Below are 12,880 nucleotides of genomic sequence, written 5' to 3'. Positions count from 1 at the left end.
AAATGGATGGTTTATATGAACAAAAAGTTTTCGATATCCCTACTGTCGCTGTGCATTGGTTTGTCTTCAGCCATTTCCTTTTCAGCCGATGCGCGTGACATCACAATTTATTATACAAACGATTTACATGCCCATGTAACCCCAGAAATTATCCCCTATGTATCCAAGACACGTCCGGTAGGCGGCTTTGCGCCCATCTCGAAAATTGTCAAAGATGCAAAAGCGAAAGAGAAAGATGTCTTTTTCTTTGATGCTGGCGACTATTTCACCGGACCTTTTATCAGTACGCTGACCAAAGGCGAGGCTATTATTGATATTTTAAATACCATGCCTTACGACGCCGTCTCTGTCGGTAACCATGAATTTGACCATGGCCATGAGAATCTGGTTAAACAACTCAGCAAATTGCAATTCCCGGTATTGTTGGATAATGTTTTTTACAGCGGCACAGATACGCCATTAATTAAAGAACCGTATACCATCGTGGAAAAAGATGGATTCAAGATCGGCGTCATCGGTATGCACGGCGTTTCCGCATTCTATGAAGCGATTGCCGCAGGCGTGCGTGAAGGCGTTGACTGCCGCGATCCGATTCCTTATGTGAAAAAACAGCTGGAAGAGTTAAAAGGGAAAGTTGACCTGACCGTGCTGCTCGCCCACGAAGGCGTACCGGGTATGCAGTCCAGCGCAGGCGAGGCTGATGTCGCGCGCGCGCTGAAAACCGACGTTGATATGGCGAAATCGCTGGAAGGCTATGGACTTAACGTCCTGATTACCGGCCATGCGCATAAAGGTACGCCAGAACCGATTAAAGTGGGCGATACCCTTGTCGTTTCCACGGATGCGTACACCATCGAATTAGGTAAACTGGTGCTTGACTGGAACCCGGAAACCAAAAAAGTGGACAGCTACAATGGTAAGTTGATCACCATGTATGCGGATACTTATAAGCCAGATCCGGTCACGCAGGCCAAAATTGACGAATGGGATAACAAGGTTAAGAAAATTACCGATGAGGTGGTCGCGCACTCTCCGGAAGTGCTGACCCGTTCTTACGGTGAATCCGCGCCAACCGGCAACTTAATCACCGATGCCCTGATGGCTACCGTTCCTGGCGCCGACGCTTCCTTCTATAATGCTGGCGGCATCCGTACCGAATTGCCTAAAGGTAATATCACCTATGGTGATGTGCTGAGTATGTATCCGTTCACCAACGATGTCATGAGCATGGAAATCAGCGGTAAGGACCTGAAATCCATCATGTCACACGCTGCCGATCTGAAAAACGGTATGCTGCACGTATCTAAAACCGTCCAGTTTAAATATGACAGCACCAAACCGCTGGGCCAGCGTATTGTTGAATTTGATATCAAAGGCAAACCGGTAGAAGACAATAAACTCTATACCGTCGCGCTGGACTCCTTTATCGGTAAAGGTGGTGGCGGATTTACCTTCACTAAAGGTAAAAATATCAAATATATAGGGATACAAACCGCACCGGCGTTGGTTAACTATATGAAGCAGGTTAACAATATTCAACCTGACCACACCATGCGCGTGGATGATATTAGCAAATAAGCCATAATGTTATGCGGTCGATAACCGGCCGCATAACATACTTAGTTATGCAAACAGCGGCATTTTGTATACCCGAAATGCAGAAATATCATAACGATAATTCGTGCCATTCGTCTCTTCGTTCTTGAAATAGCCCGACGTCACCATCGCTTCGAATAAGACCTCTTTCGTCTCTTTATTGATTTCTTGTAATACCAGTCGACCTAACGCCTGTTGCCCTTCATCCGGATCGACAAGATCGCTGGAACCTGGTTGCGCGGTAATGGTATGTTCAAACTCATCAACCGTCGTCGCGCCGAAGTGAATAACCAGGTGACCATTAGTCAATAAATGCTTAGCGCTCACAAAACTGCTATAGCCCCGGTTCCCGACTTCCGTTTTACCATACTCATACGGACGCGTTACGGTCATCGTATTTAGGTTTATTTTAAACTGCACCACCCGGCTGAAGTTATCGAGCGGCAACAGACTTTTCGCATCTTCGCGTGAACGATAGTTACCATTATCAAAGACCATAAACTCCAGGATACCAGGCTCATCGTTTGGAATTTCAACAATGTTATGCTGCCCCCAGGTCCAGAAATTCTTATCTGCCGCATCAATCCCTCCCGGCGAGGTAAGATCGTACAGCGGGACACCATCATCATCGACAGGGGTTAATAAGTATTGCTTGAATTCGTCAGACCAATTCTCATGGTTCGCCATAATAAAGCGCAGTTCGCCGGAATCCACATTTACGCCAAAAATCGCGCTCTGATGTCGACCGGAACAGATCAGCAAATTGTTGGGTTCATTAATATAGCTTTGGTTGATATGCAGCCAGTCATCCATTGATACGTCCTGACCTGGCGCGCTTCCGGAAGGACGCGGCGATCTGGAATAATCCATCACATACAGCATATCGTAATAGGCGACTTCAAGTCCGGTAGATAAGTTAATAATAGAAACGCCATCTTTCCCGGTTGAGTAACCATCTGGCCGTCCATTGCTATATTCTGAAGGCGCAACTGCCAGATTGTTCTCAATGGGAAGAATGGAGTGATGGAACTCATTGTCGAGAAGATAAACCGTATAAACCCGTCCCATAATGTCAAATTCATACATATTCAGACAATGGTTTATTCCCTGTGACGTCGCCAGGAAATGGCCGTTATCCATTCTGACAAAATTATAAGATGGGATATCCTGGCTGACATACCACCGGACAATCCCGTTATGATCAAAAGCCAGATTATACCGATCAAAATAAGTAGAGAAATAAAGCCCTTCCTCCATCAGCGAGGCCTGCTGCGCAGGACAGGAGACGCTAATAATGGGGAAGCCGAGGCTCACGTTAGCCGAATCCGTGGGCGGTAATGCGTCTGTCATTACTGTATATTGCCCGACAATTTGCGAGGCAAGGCGTAGGGTAATCTGATTATTCACCGCGGATACCATCCCACACACAGGAATAAGGTTAGCGCCCGGATGTACATCATATTGATAACGCACTGCCTCTGTCGTCGCTTCGCTATCAACAACATTGATCTCAAGCGCGGCAGCTTCATCCATCCAAACCCCCAGATAGAGACTCAACGGGGCGGTCCCGTAGGGATTTACGGTGACAATGGCCTTGTCACAGGTATTAGATTGCGTGATCTCCGCTAATCGTTGTTCATATATGGCGTTATGGTTTAAAACCAGTGCGTTATTGGTATCGATTTTCTGGTTAATCGGCTCACGCGGTGCGGGCATGTTAACCATTGACGAACTTTTCTTATTCATACGTTTCTCCTGATTAATTGGGATATAGGCAACGAGCAGCTACAACATGCCAGCCCGTTGCTTAGCAAATAACCCTACGTCAACAAGAGAAATCGGTTTAATAATTTAAAATAAAACATCCATAAAATAACCCCCAGACTAAAACTATTCTTTATCGTCCGAAGATTTTATTTCCCTGGCGCTACTATAAAAGCATAACAATTATGTAGCATTAATGCATTGTGACCAATAGCCTATACCTTTTTTATGGTTGGCATAGGCCTTGCGCCATAATTCAAATTATTTTATGTCAACAATAAATCAATCAAAGCATATCAATCTACTGATAAAAATTAACACTACTATCATTTTATTTTTAGAGCGACTAAAAATAAAATTTTAGTTTTTCTAAAAAACCATCATTTTTGTGACACGATACGATTTTCTCTGGAAAAAAGACGCTATTACAATCACACCAGTTGATCCACAAATTTAATATGCATATTATTATCGCTACCCCAATTAAACCCATTAAATAACATCATGACTATTTATTTAATTAACAGCACGCACACTTACAATGATAAGACCAATGAGCTAAAAAACATAAAAACGGGAAAGATGATAAAAATTGCCGCAATGCGCATAAAATGTCTGGAATATATGCTGAATCATGCACAACAAGAGATTATTTATAAAAAACAACTCACTAATGAACTTTGGGGGGAAAGAAGTCAATTTATCAGCGACGCCAACCTGACCCAGATATTATATCTACTGCGGCGCGACCTTAAAGGCTTTGGCCTGAGCCAGTTTTTTTCCACGGTGCCTCGAACGGGTATTAAAGTAGATGCTAACATTATTATCAGCAATGAAAACAAAAGCTGCCTCCCCTCTTCTTTAAAAAAAGAAGAGTATAAATATATGGCATTATTTTTCGCTTTACTGACCATGGTCATAATGGTTATTTATTTAATACGATAATTTGATATTAAGCCGACAAATCGCATAAGGATGTGCTTCCTTCAACCAAAGCGTCAGGCTGCTTTTCCTGGCTAAAAAGAAAGGTCGACTGAAATGTTGATATCAGTTTTTTGACATTTTTATAATGGGTGCTGTTTGTAGCCAGATAAGCATAAACGGGTAACGTACGAAAAATCATTTCATCAGGCATACGTAGTATTTTTATATTATAACGCCGCACATCTCTAAAATAAGTAGCAATCTTTCCTGGCAAAATCGCAACCATATCGCTTTTTTCAACAACACCGATAACTCCAAATAGTGAATCACTATAATAACCTATTTCCCTGCGCCCCGCATAAGGCGTACTGCTCTTGAATAAATCAATGCTATCAGCGGTGAAAGAAGAGAACATATCTGAATGATAGACAGCATGTCTGGCAGCATAAAAATTATATAAAGAAATTTTTTCAAGCCCAACCAATGGACTTTTTTCACCACAAACACAAACAAAATCAGATAAATTATCAATAAGATAACTTTCGATCATCTCATTCTTAATTTCCAGAATTCCCATGATGACATCCGCATAGCCATGCGTCAGCATGGAGGCTGGTGAGTATTCCCCTGTTTTTTTAATCGCATAGTGTTTAATAATATATCGATTCATCAACACAGTATCCAGCAATGCTGGAAAATAGTAATTTTCAGTGATATCACTTCCCAGAACAATGAGTTCATTACTCTCCTGAGCATCTGTTTTATCGCACAGTGTGCTTTCTATAGATTCAATTGCCTGGCGAAATACCTGGTGAAGCGATTTACCTTTGCTGGACGGAACTAATCCTTTGCGGGTTCTGATAAATAACTCTTCGCCATAAAGATTTTGTAAACGAAGAAGAGCCTGAGAGATCGCCGCAGGCGTGACATCCAGTTTCCTCGCCGCCCTGGTTGCATTTCCTTCAGTAATAACCGTATCGAACACTTTGATCAGATTGTAGTCAATTTTTTTAGCATTTTTTATTGGCCGCATATAGGTTATCCTGGCTGGTATAATCTGGCACCATCATTTAAGGCGCAGATTAACCTTGCACCACACTTATTTCAATAAGTAAATCATTTCCTCTATCTGTTTGTTATTAAATTATAATTTTATTGATATCATTTCAGCCTGTGTAAAATAAAAACACATGATGCTATTTTATAAAAAACATCAAAAATATCTGGCACACTTTATAAAAAAGTAAAAAAGCATTATATTATCCCGTTTAATCATAAATGATTCTCTTATTTCTTTGCGGTTCTCTACGCTTATCCGTACTGATGTAAGGAGTACTTTACCGCCAGTGAACACACTGACAGTGTGAAACGTACCTTATGAATATCAAAACGGAGTGAATTCATGAGACAATATACTATTAATAACGAATTTATTTATAATGAGTCGTTAAGAGAAATAATATCATTACATGATAAAAAAGTGCTAAAGGTGACGCTAATGCGTGCGCGTTGTTTAAGCTATCTTTTTGAAAATGCCTACAAGAAACTGATTACGCGGGAGATGATTTCACACGCAGTTTGGGGAGAGCGAAGTCAATTTGTTAGCGATGCTAATTTGACGCAACTTCTTTATCTGCTGCGACGAGATTTACAACAAATCGGGCTTTTCGAACTGTTCGTTACGCTCCCCAGGCAGGGGATAAAAATCGATGAAAGATTTATCATTGACGCTGCTGACATACCGCCACAAGCTATTCAATATCATACTCACCGATGTAATAAAATTATATCCATTGGTATTCCCACTCTTTTTTTATTGATCGTGCTTTTCTTTTTAGCGCCGTTTATCTGAAGATAAAGTCTGTAGACCGTGTCCCGGGAAGGTGAGAACATTTTTCATAATATCCTCACACGACACTGACGGGACACCATCTGCGGTCTGCTACGCGGTTCAGTCATAGACAATGCGTAGCACTGTTAATTGCTTATCTTCATCCAAATAATCTCGTTTTACCGTTGCATGAGGAGACGATATCGGCGTGATAATATTCTCGACAATAATATAACGTTCAATTCCCTCTTTATTATGGCATTGAATTTCTAAGGTTCCCACGTCATTCCAGCAGCCTGCCTCAACAACCGATCCCATAAAATGAATCTGAGCGGTCGGTTTCGCTGTCCCTTCATGAACGATAAAGGAAAGTAAAATCACCGGTATGACGCAACGCATAGACTTCATTTTACTTTCACTCCTGTGCGTTCTCCTCTGAGCGAATATCACCCCTTCGCTTTCTGAATCGCCATTTGCAACATATCCTGAGTCGTGCTTCCCGGGATCACGGTCACCCGTTTTACATCACCGTTTTGCGTCTGAGGCATGACGACAAAAGCAGGCGTGCCGCTAAAGTCCATATGCTGCGCCAGTGCCTGGTTAGTGAGGAGCGCATCATGTACTGCACCGCTGCTTTGCGCTTCTTTTACGGCGGCCAGCTGCGTCGACGTTAGATAATGTTGCGCCAGGGTGTAGACATCGTGTTCCGTTAACGCGCCTTCCACCTTCCCTGTGGCATAAAGCGCATTATGCCAGTCGAGATATTTCGCCCCGCCCTGTGTAAGCCATACCTGTTCGCCGACTCTGGCCGCCAGTCCGGATACCGGCCAGCGGGAGGAAAAAATAGGAAACTCTTTGAAAATAAACCGGGTATCCGGGTTCGCCTTAATCAGGTTTTCGACCACAGGCGCCATTTTGCTGCACCACGAGCACTGGTAATCAAAGAACATCACCACCGCCGCTTTTGCCTCGCTGGGCCCAACGGAAGGACTGCTGCTACTGAGCAACTCAGCACGATACTGTAATGCCAGTTGAACATACGCCTGCTGTTGCGCAATCTGCTGACGCTGATGCAACGTCTCGCTGGCGGCGACCAAAAATTCCGGATGTTCGGCCAAATACGTTGCCACGACCTCTCCCACTTTATCCGGATGACTGACGATGTAGGCTTCCGCCGTCGGACCAATTTGCGACGTCGGGGCAGAATCGGCGGCGATTGCCGAGGCGGATACGGCAACGCCTGCCAACGCCAACATCGCCAGTCGGGAAAGTTTTAACGCGTGATAATACATAATAAAAGTCTCGTTCGATAAGATCGGAAAGCCTCCCGCTATCGGGAGACGCCTGAAAAATAGGTTAATGAATACGCGTCAGATCCACGGTTTGCGCTGGCATTACCCGCCCATAGTCATTAATACTTTGCCAGCGCACAGTGCAGCGAACCGTGTGCCGGCACCAATCCGTTTGACGCGTTGCAAAGGGAGCCACGACCCCGGCGTTGTCCTGGGCGCGCTCGTTAGCACGTAATAAAAAGAGCGTAACGTAATAGGGTGTAGGATTGCGTACCGTCGCGCCATCGGGGGTAAGCGACCAGATCAGATGCCGGTAGGCCTGCTGCGGATTGCCGGCGAGTCCCTCAGGGCGATAGAGCAATTTTAAAGCCGAACGAAACGCCATTTGTACACGGTTCGCTTCCGGTTTACCGGAGGGAATAGCGGCGATACTCAAGGTAAACAGACTTTCCCTGTCGGCGGGTAGCGGTCCGCCGGTATAAACCACCCGCATTGAATTTTCCTGGCGCGCTGAAAGCATAAATAATGGCGGCGTGACCACGAAGGGCGTGATATTCCCTTCGTTTTTGGTTCCTGGCCAGCGGCCTCCAGGTACAATATGCGTATCAATTAACCAGGACGCTTCTGAATGGTTACTTACCGGTACGCTTAATGCCGGGGCGCCCGCATGATAGATAAAGCGAGTACCGCCAATTACCACGCCAGCCTGCGCCCATGATATGGGAAGCAAGCACCAATATATCGCGCAGCGTAAAAAGAACTTATTCATAGGCAAGAATGAAGGTTGCGGAGGCATTGGCGTCCCCGGGCGTTACCGCGCCGCCATCGGCAAGATAACGCGCGTAAAATTGCAGATGCGCCGACGCCTGACCCGGACTGAGCGTCACCACATCACTCTCTTGCCCCAGTGGGATTAAAGTTTTATTTTGATCATAAAGCGCAATCCCAATGCCTGAAGCGTCGCTTTCCCCTGCGGTAAGCGCCAATAAATCCGTATTACGGCTGTCCGCCGCACCGCTAAAACTGACCGTTACGCCGCTGGCAGTGCTGCCGCAGTTTTGTAAATCGATAGCAAAAGGTTGCCATGCGGAACCGTCGCCTGCGCGATAAAACTGCCGTTGAGAAACCGCGCCCATCGCCACGTTAATATTTTCCGAGCCAGGAGAGAGCGAACACGTATTGTCCGTGATGGTTCCGGAAACATAGACCCGGCCATCGTGCGCCTGGACGCCGGATGCCGCCAGCAGCATCCCGATGCCGTACAGGATATCGTTACGCATAATTACGATGGCTCCTCATTCATACTGCATATCGAAATACATGACCGCCGTCGCGTTCCCGGACGTGACCGTCGGCCGGGTCGATTTATAGCGAATATAAAAAGACAGCGTGTTGCGTCCGGCTTTCAACGGATAGACCACCGAGTCGGCATTATTGATACTGATGGTATCCTGATCATCATTCAGAATTTCCACCCCAACCCCGCTTGCTAACATGTTTCCGCTTCCCATTCCGGTATCGGTGATCGCCAGTAGCGCGGGATTGTCCGGATCGGGTTCGCCGGTAAACCAGATCTTCGCCCCGGCAATTCCTCGGGAACAATTTTTGAGGTTGATATTAAAGGGCTTAAATTTTGTCGTTGTTCCCGTCGAAGGAAAATCGCCAACCGCAAACTGGCCTAAATCAATACTTTGACTGAGGCTGGAAATATCTATGTCGCAGGTTTGCGCCACAATAGTGCCGGTAAATTCGAGGTTATAAGCGAGGTCGTCAGCGCTGGCATTGATTTGCGGACACAGCATTAGTCCCATGGCAAAAAGAGCGCAGTGTGATCTGTTCATTTAGTCAAAGTCCACTCGCAGACTGGCCAGCGCGGTAAACGCCCCTTCCGCTGGCGTTTCGCCTGTTGTACTCACCGGGTAGGCTTGCAATGTGATGTTAGCGCGTCCGGCGCTATCGGTGATAAAAGGCGCGACGCTCTGTACATCATTGGGGATAAGCGCGTTTCCTTCATCGGTTTCGACCACTACGCCGACATCGGCATTATCCGAAGCGATAGCCTGGGGAACGTGGCTATCCGGCGTAGCGATAAGACGCATTGTTAAATTGACCTGCGAATCCAGACCGCTGCACTTTACCGGTACGCTGAATTTTTTCGCTCGTACCCCCTCCGGCTTTTGGCCTGCATGGTTGAAATTGCCGCTGTATAATGCGCCGAAATTCACCAGAATCGTTTGTCCGGCGTTGATTTCGCAGCTTTGCGGAACGGTCACCGTTCCACTATAAAGAATGCTGTACACGACATCTGTCAGCGGATCGCCTGCGGCGGTCATGACATAAACATTGAACATAGTCTTAGGACTAATATTCACCGTGCCGACGAACGGTTTAACAATTTTGAGCTGAAACTCCAGATTTGAGTCACGAACGTAAAACGGTTGACCCGCTTTCACATTTTCATCATATCCCATCAGGACATTGTTCATTGGCGGATAGATATCGCCCGCCGAAGAATCCTCAATTCGCATTCCGCCTTCAAGGTAGTCCGGGTCCAGCTTTAAATATTTCCAGTTACCGCTCGTTTCTACGACCGGATATGGCGACACATAGGAGCGATAAGTCTGGCTATAGGTCGACGCGCCGGCGGGACACACCGCCTGTACATTAACTTCCTGGCTTTTTTCCAGTTGAACCGTCTTTCCCACCTGGTTTTGTTCTGCCGTCAGAGTGGTCGTTAAATCGTAATTAATACTGGAAGGTACACCGTTAACGTTTTTACACACGTCTGCGAAGGCGTACTGCGATACGACACTTCCCGCCAGCAGAGCAAATAAAAGAGGTATTTTCATTTAATGACACTCCGCATGTTGTCGACTCAGAATCTGACGGGAGGAAGAGAGATGATAGGACGCGACGCACTGTTGATCCGGCAGGTTCCCCCAGCGAACGTGCAGAACGCCTTGCGCTGACAACCTGGAAAGATAGACCTCCCCGGCTTCGTCAACAATCGCCTCCGCATGGCGATCATTCACCGTCACCGTTGCGCCAAAGGGTACAGGCTTACCGTTATGATTCAGCGTTACCAGGGCACGCGCGCCGACTCGCGCTTTAAAGCGGGCCAGAACCAGCGCGCCTTCGGTCGGCACAACGCGAGTCACCGTGTCATCAATATCGACATCATCAGCCATGGCGTTAACGTCCAGCGCCATACGGTTTTGGCGATATGTTGTCGCATACGGCACCACCGCATAGCCACGCGCGTCCGTATGAATACCCGGCTGGTCGACAACGCCGACGTTGGCTGCGCCCGGCGCGGCAATCAAAATATTGGTATTGCCCAGCGGCTGGCTTAGTGTCACTCCATGCGCGTGCGCCACCAGGCCGCCGCTCAGGCCATAATTCACCTGCTGGTAATCGCCGTTATCGCTAACGTTATAGCCAATGTTGGCGTTGCCTTTCGCGCCATCGTATTCCAGACTGGCGGCGCCGCTTTCGCCAATACCGTGATTCTGATAACCTTGCTGTATGTTGTAACTAAGATTGTTTTCGTCCAGCAGTGTGCCGCTAAGGCCCGCATTCTGCGTAACGTTATGCTGTTTGTCCGTACTGGTGCTAAAGGTAGCGTAAACATTGTGATGGCGCGTGACCTCATCATCGTGTTGCAGCCATTGACTTAGCGGCACCGAGATATTCAGCGCGAAAATTTGATCGCGCTCCGCATCGCCTGCGGATTTGTTATTGTTGTAAGAAACGCTCCATGCAATACCCGCCAGCGTATCGCTGTATCCCACCTGCAACAAAGAATCCTTTTCATCAGTGTGCCAATAACTTTGCTGACTGCCGGTAATAAAAAGCGATCCCAACCCGCCTAGCTGTTGGTTAATATCGAGTTGTACTTTGCCCCTCCTGGTATAATAAAGATTGTAATAATCCGCCCATTCCGGCCTGCTTTTATCGCTGTCAGTCCGACTGTCATCGTCATAGCCGCTCATCCGTTTCCACGTGGTATCATCCAACGTGTAAAAGCCCGAGGTTGAATAGCGATAGCCCATAAGCTGTAAATTGGTTCCTGACTGTGCAAGCGATTTGGCATACAGGAAACGCAGCGATTGCCCCTGGTAGGTGTTATTATCCGCCAGCGTACTGGTAGCCTGGGTGACATCCAGCGACACCGCGCCCCAGTCGCCCAGATTTGCGCCGCTGCCGATCGCCAGCGCGTGATAATGACTGGAAAGTTGTGTTCCGCCATACAGCGTAAAACCATGCGGTAACCCCCATATCAAGGTCGCCTGACTGAATTTCACCTTCTCTTTTTGACTACTCTCGCTGCGATACTCCGCCACCGTCGCCGCATACTTCAGCCGCCCTTCTCGTTGTAGAATCGGCACGGCGGAATAGGGCACGTTATAACGATTAATAGAACCGTCGGACTCTTTGACTTCCACAGTCAAATCGCCGCTGGCGGCGGTAGGATAGAGATCATTAATAGTAAATGCCCCGGGCGGCACATAGCGCTGATTAATGATGTAGCCGTTTTGCCGAATGGTCACTTGCGCGTTGCTTCTGGCAATGCCGTGAATGGTCGGCGCGAAGCCCTTCATGCTGTCTGGCAACATATTGTCGTCAGACGCCAGTTGTAGCCCGCGAAAAGGAAGGCTGTCGAATAATGCGGAGGGGGTATAACTATCGCCTGCCGTCAGTTCTCCCTGCAAAAAGACCACATCACGTTCCAGATAAGTACTGATGTGCTGCCAGTCGCTGTCGCTATTCTGATCGCCGCTATTCGCGTTCCATGTGGAGTAGTCGCGTAACCGCCAGGCCCCCAGATTAAGGCCGCTATTCAATCCAAGAAAATAGCTGTTCTCCGCACTGCCGCCTGGGCTCCGATCCTGACTATTCGCGCCGGTAAAGGTGTAATTCAATAGCAACGCGTTAATACCTTCATCCCAGTATTGCGGTGGGATATAGCCTCTGGCGCTGGCAACCATCGCCGCCTGCGGGATGCTAATGTCGAGACGTTGCTGCGCAAAATCAAAGCGGGTCCGGGCGGCCGGTATCGCACTGGCGAGATCCGGGCAACTTCCCGCCGCCGCCTTCGCCAACAGTGGAAACGCCCCGGTGTTTACCCCCATATTTTTAAGCATTTCAGGCGTCAGGCAGGCGCGTAATCCGCTGTCATCGGTGGGCGCGCTTTTTCCCGTCGTTTTCACCGCCTGGAAGGCAATGTCTCTGGTCGCGAGAAACGTATTGTTCAGGTAAACGTCAACGCGATACATCCCCGCCGCCTGGGCATTACGGGAAAAGGTCGATAGGTCGGCCACCGCAGACGGGTCGTCAGACAGAAATGCCGGGTTGAAATAGTTTTCCGCCCACCCCGGCGCAGGTGCCAGTGCGATAGCCAACGCCAGCGGGGTTAATACGGGTTTAGTTACGCTGGAGTAATATCGCGTCATGAAAAGCTGATTACGCATAA

General features: G+C 47.5%; 12 protein-coding genes. 3 read left to right on the top strand and 9 right to left on the bottom strand.

Translation table 11 applies throughout. The features are described 5' to 3' along the window. The first annotated feature begins 6 nt into the window (after window positions 1-6). A complete protein-coding gene (locus ACLJRS_RS16200) occupies window positions 7-1,578 on the top strand; it encodes a bifunctional metallophosphatase/5'-nucleotidase (RefSeq protein ID WP_000262866.1) in 1,572 nt (523 codons plus the stop codon). Between the two features lie 45 nt (window positions 1,579-1,623). On the opposite strand, the gene ACLJRS_RS16195 is transcribed toward ACLJRS_RS16200, so the two are convergent. Further along, a complete protein-coding gene (locus ACLJRS_RS16195; protein ID WP_001036510.1) occupies window positions 1,624-3,342 on the bottom strand; it encodes an aryl-sulfate sulfotransferase in 1,719 nt (572 codons plus the stop codon). Window positions 3,343-3,864: 522 nt separating this feature from the next. Between ACLJRS_RS16195 and ACLJRS_RS16190 the strand changes: the two genes are divergently transcribed. Continuing rightward, the gene (locus ACLJRS_RS16190; protein WP_000158347.1) at window positions 3,865-4,305 is read left to right on the top strand and encodes a transcriptional regulator; all 441 of its coding nucleotides are present in this window, start codon (window positions 3,865-3,867) and stop codon (window positions 4,303-4,305) included. A gap of 7 nt (window positions 4,306-4,312) precedes the next feature. On the opposite strand, the gene ACLJRS_RS16185 is transcribed toward ACLJRS_RS16190, so the two are convergent. Then, window positions 4,313-5,317: a LysR family transcriptional regulator gene (locus ACLJRS_RS16185; protein WP_001247399.1), complete on the bottom strand. Its 1,005-nt coding sequence runs from the start codon at window positions 5,315-5,317 to the stop codon at window positions 4,313-4,315. A gap of 369 nt (window positions 5,318-5,686) precedes the next feature. Between ACLJRS_RS16185 and ACLJRS_RS16180 the strand changes: the two genes are divergently transcribed. After that, a complete protein-coding gene (locus ACLJRS_RS16180) occupies window positions 5,687-6,136 on the top strand; it encodes a transcriptional regulator (RefSeq protein ID WP_001250363.1) in 450 nt (149 codons plus the stop codon). Between the two features lie 99 nt (window positions 6,137-6,235). On the opposite strand, the gene ACLJRS_RS16175 is transcribed toward ACLJRS_RS16180, so the two are convergent. From ACLJRS_RS16175 to bcfC, 7 genes are all read right to left on the bottom strand, one after another. Beyond that, on the bottom strand, window positions 6,236-6,523 hold the full coding sequence (locus ACLJRS_RS16175) for a hypothetical protein (protein ID WP_000839831.1): 288 nt from the start codon (window positions 6,521-6,523) through the stop codon (window positions 6,236-6,238). A 38-nt stretch (window positions 6,524-6,561) separates the two neighbouring features. Beyond that, window positions 6,562-7,407 (bottom strand): DsbA family protein, encoded by an 846-nt coding sequence (locus tag ACLJRS_RS16170; RefSeq protein WP_000291384.1) that lies wholly within the window; start codon window positions 7,405-7,407, stop codon window positions 6,562-6,564. A gap of 64 nt (window positions 7,408-7,471) precedes the next feature. Further along, window positions 7,472-8,203 carry a fimbrial chaperone BcfG gene (gene bcfG / locus ACLJRS_RS16165; RefSeq protein WP_001135038.1) on the bottom strand — a complete coding sequence of 244 codons (732 nt, stop codon included), beginning with the start codon at window positions 8,201-8,203 and terminating at the stop codon, window positions 7,472-7,474. After that, complete coding sequence (locus tag ACLJRS_RS16160) at window positions 8,169-8,687, bottom strand: fimbrial protein BcfF (RefSeq protein WP_001243232.1); 519 nt, start codon at window positions 8,685-8,687, stop codon at window positions 8,169-8,171. The genes bcfG and ACLJRS_RS16160 overlap by 35 nt, the downstream gene beginning before the upstream one ends. Before the next feature lie 15 nt (window positions 8,688-8,702). Further along, window positions 8,703-9,248, bottom strand: a complete 546-nt coding sequence (locus tag ACLJRS_RS16155) for a fimbrial protein BcfE (protein ID WP_001082038.1) — start codon at window positions 9,246-9,248, stop codon at window positions 8,703-8,705. Then, the gene (locus ACLJRS_RS16150; RefSeq protein ID WP_000701247.1) at window positions 9,249-10,256 is read right to left on the bottom strand and encodes a fimbrial protein BcfD; all 1,008 of its coding nucleotides are present in this window, start codon (window positions 10,254-10,256) and stop codon (window positions 9,249-9,251) included. Next, complete coding sequence (gene bcfC, locus ACLJRS_RS16145; RefSeq protein WP_410957861.1) at window positions 10,257-12,878, bottom strand: fimbrial usher BcfC; 2,622 nt, start codon at window positions 12,876-12,878, stop codon at window positions 10,257-10,259. Window positions 12,879-12,880: the final 2 nt, after the last annotated feature.

It is taken from the genome of Salmonella sp. SAL00670 (assembly GCF_046552235.1).
Lineage (GTDB): Bacteria > Pseudomonadota > Gammaproteobacteria > Enterobacterales > Enterobacteriaceae > Salmonella > Salmonella enterica.
The sequence above is the reverse complement of the archived record's forward strand: the minus strand, read 5'-3'. Positions and strand labels throughout refer to the sequence as shown.

What these genes read in the sequence shown, in the direction of transcription:
- ACLJRS_RS16150 (WP_000701247.1), bottom strand. Translation starts at nt 10,256, where the DNA reads ATGAAAATACCTCTTTTATTTGCTCTGCTGGCGGGAAGTGTCGTATCG.
- ACLJRS_RS16190 (WP_000158347.1), top strand. Translation starts at nt 3,865, where the DNA reads ATGACTATTTATTTAATTAACAGCACGCACACTTACAATGATAAGACC.
- ACLJRS_RS16200 (WP_000262866.1), top strand. Translation starts at nt 7, where the DNA reads ATGGTTTATATGAACAAAAAGTTTTCGATATCCCTACTGTCGCTGTGC.
- ACLJRS_RS16195 (WP_001036510.1), bottom strand. Translation starts at nt 3,342, where the DNA reads ATGAATAAGAAAAGTTCGTCAATGGTTAACATGCCCGCACCGCGTGAG.
- ACLJRS_RS16175 (WP_000839831.1), bottom strand. Translation starts at nt 6,523, where the DNA reads ATGAAGTCTATGCGTTGCGTCATACCGGTGATTTTACTTTCCTTTATC.
- ACLJRS_RS16170 (WP_000291384.1), bottom strand. Translation starts at nt 7,407, where the DNA reads ATGTATTATCACGCGTTAAAACTTTCCCGACTGGCGATGTTGGCGTTG.
- ACLJRS_RS16155 (WP_001082038.1), bottom strand. Translation starts at nt 9,248, where the DNA reads ATGAACAGATCACACTGCGCTCTTTTTGCCATGGGACTAATGCTGTGT.
- ACLJRS_RS16160 (WP_001243232.1), bottom strand. Translation starts at nt 8,687, where the DNA reads ATGCGTAACGATATCCTGTACGGCATCGGGATGCTGCTGGCGGCATCC.
- ACLJRS_RS16180 (WP_001250363.1), top strand. Translation starts at nt 5,687, where the DNA reads ATGAGACAATATACTATTAATAACGAATTTATTTATAATGAGTCGTTA.
- bcfG (WP_001135038.1), bottom strand. Translation starts at nt 8,203, where the DNA reads ATGCCTCCGCAACCTTCATTCTTGCCTATGAATAAGTTCTTTTTACGC.
- ACLJRS_RS16185 (WP_001247399.1), bottom strand. Translation starts at nt 5,317, where the DNA reads ATGCGGCCAATAAAAAATGCTAAAAAAATTGACTACAATCTGATCAAA.
- bcfC (WP_410957861.1), bottom strand. Translation starts at nt 12,878, where the DNA reads ATGCGTAATCAGCTTTTCATGACGCGATATTACTCCAGCGTAACTAAA.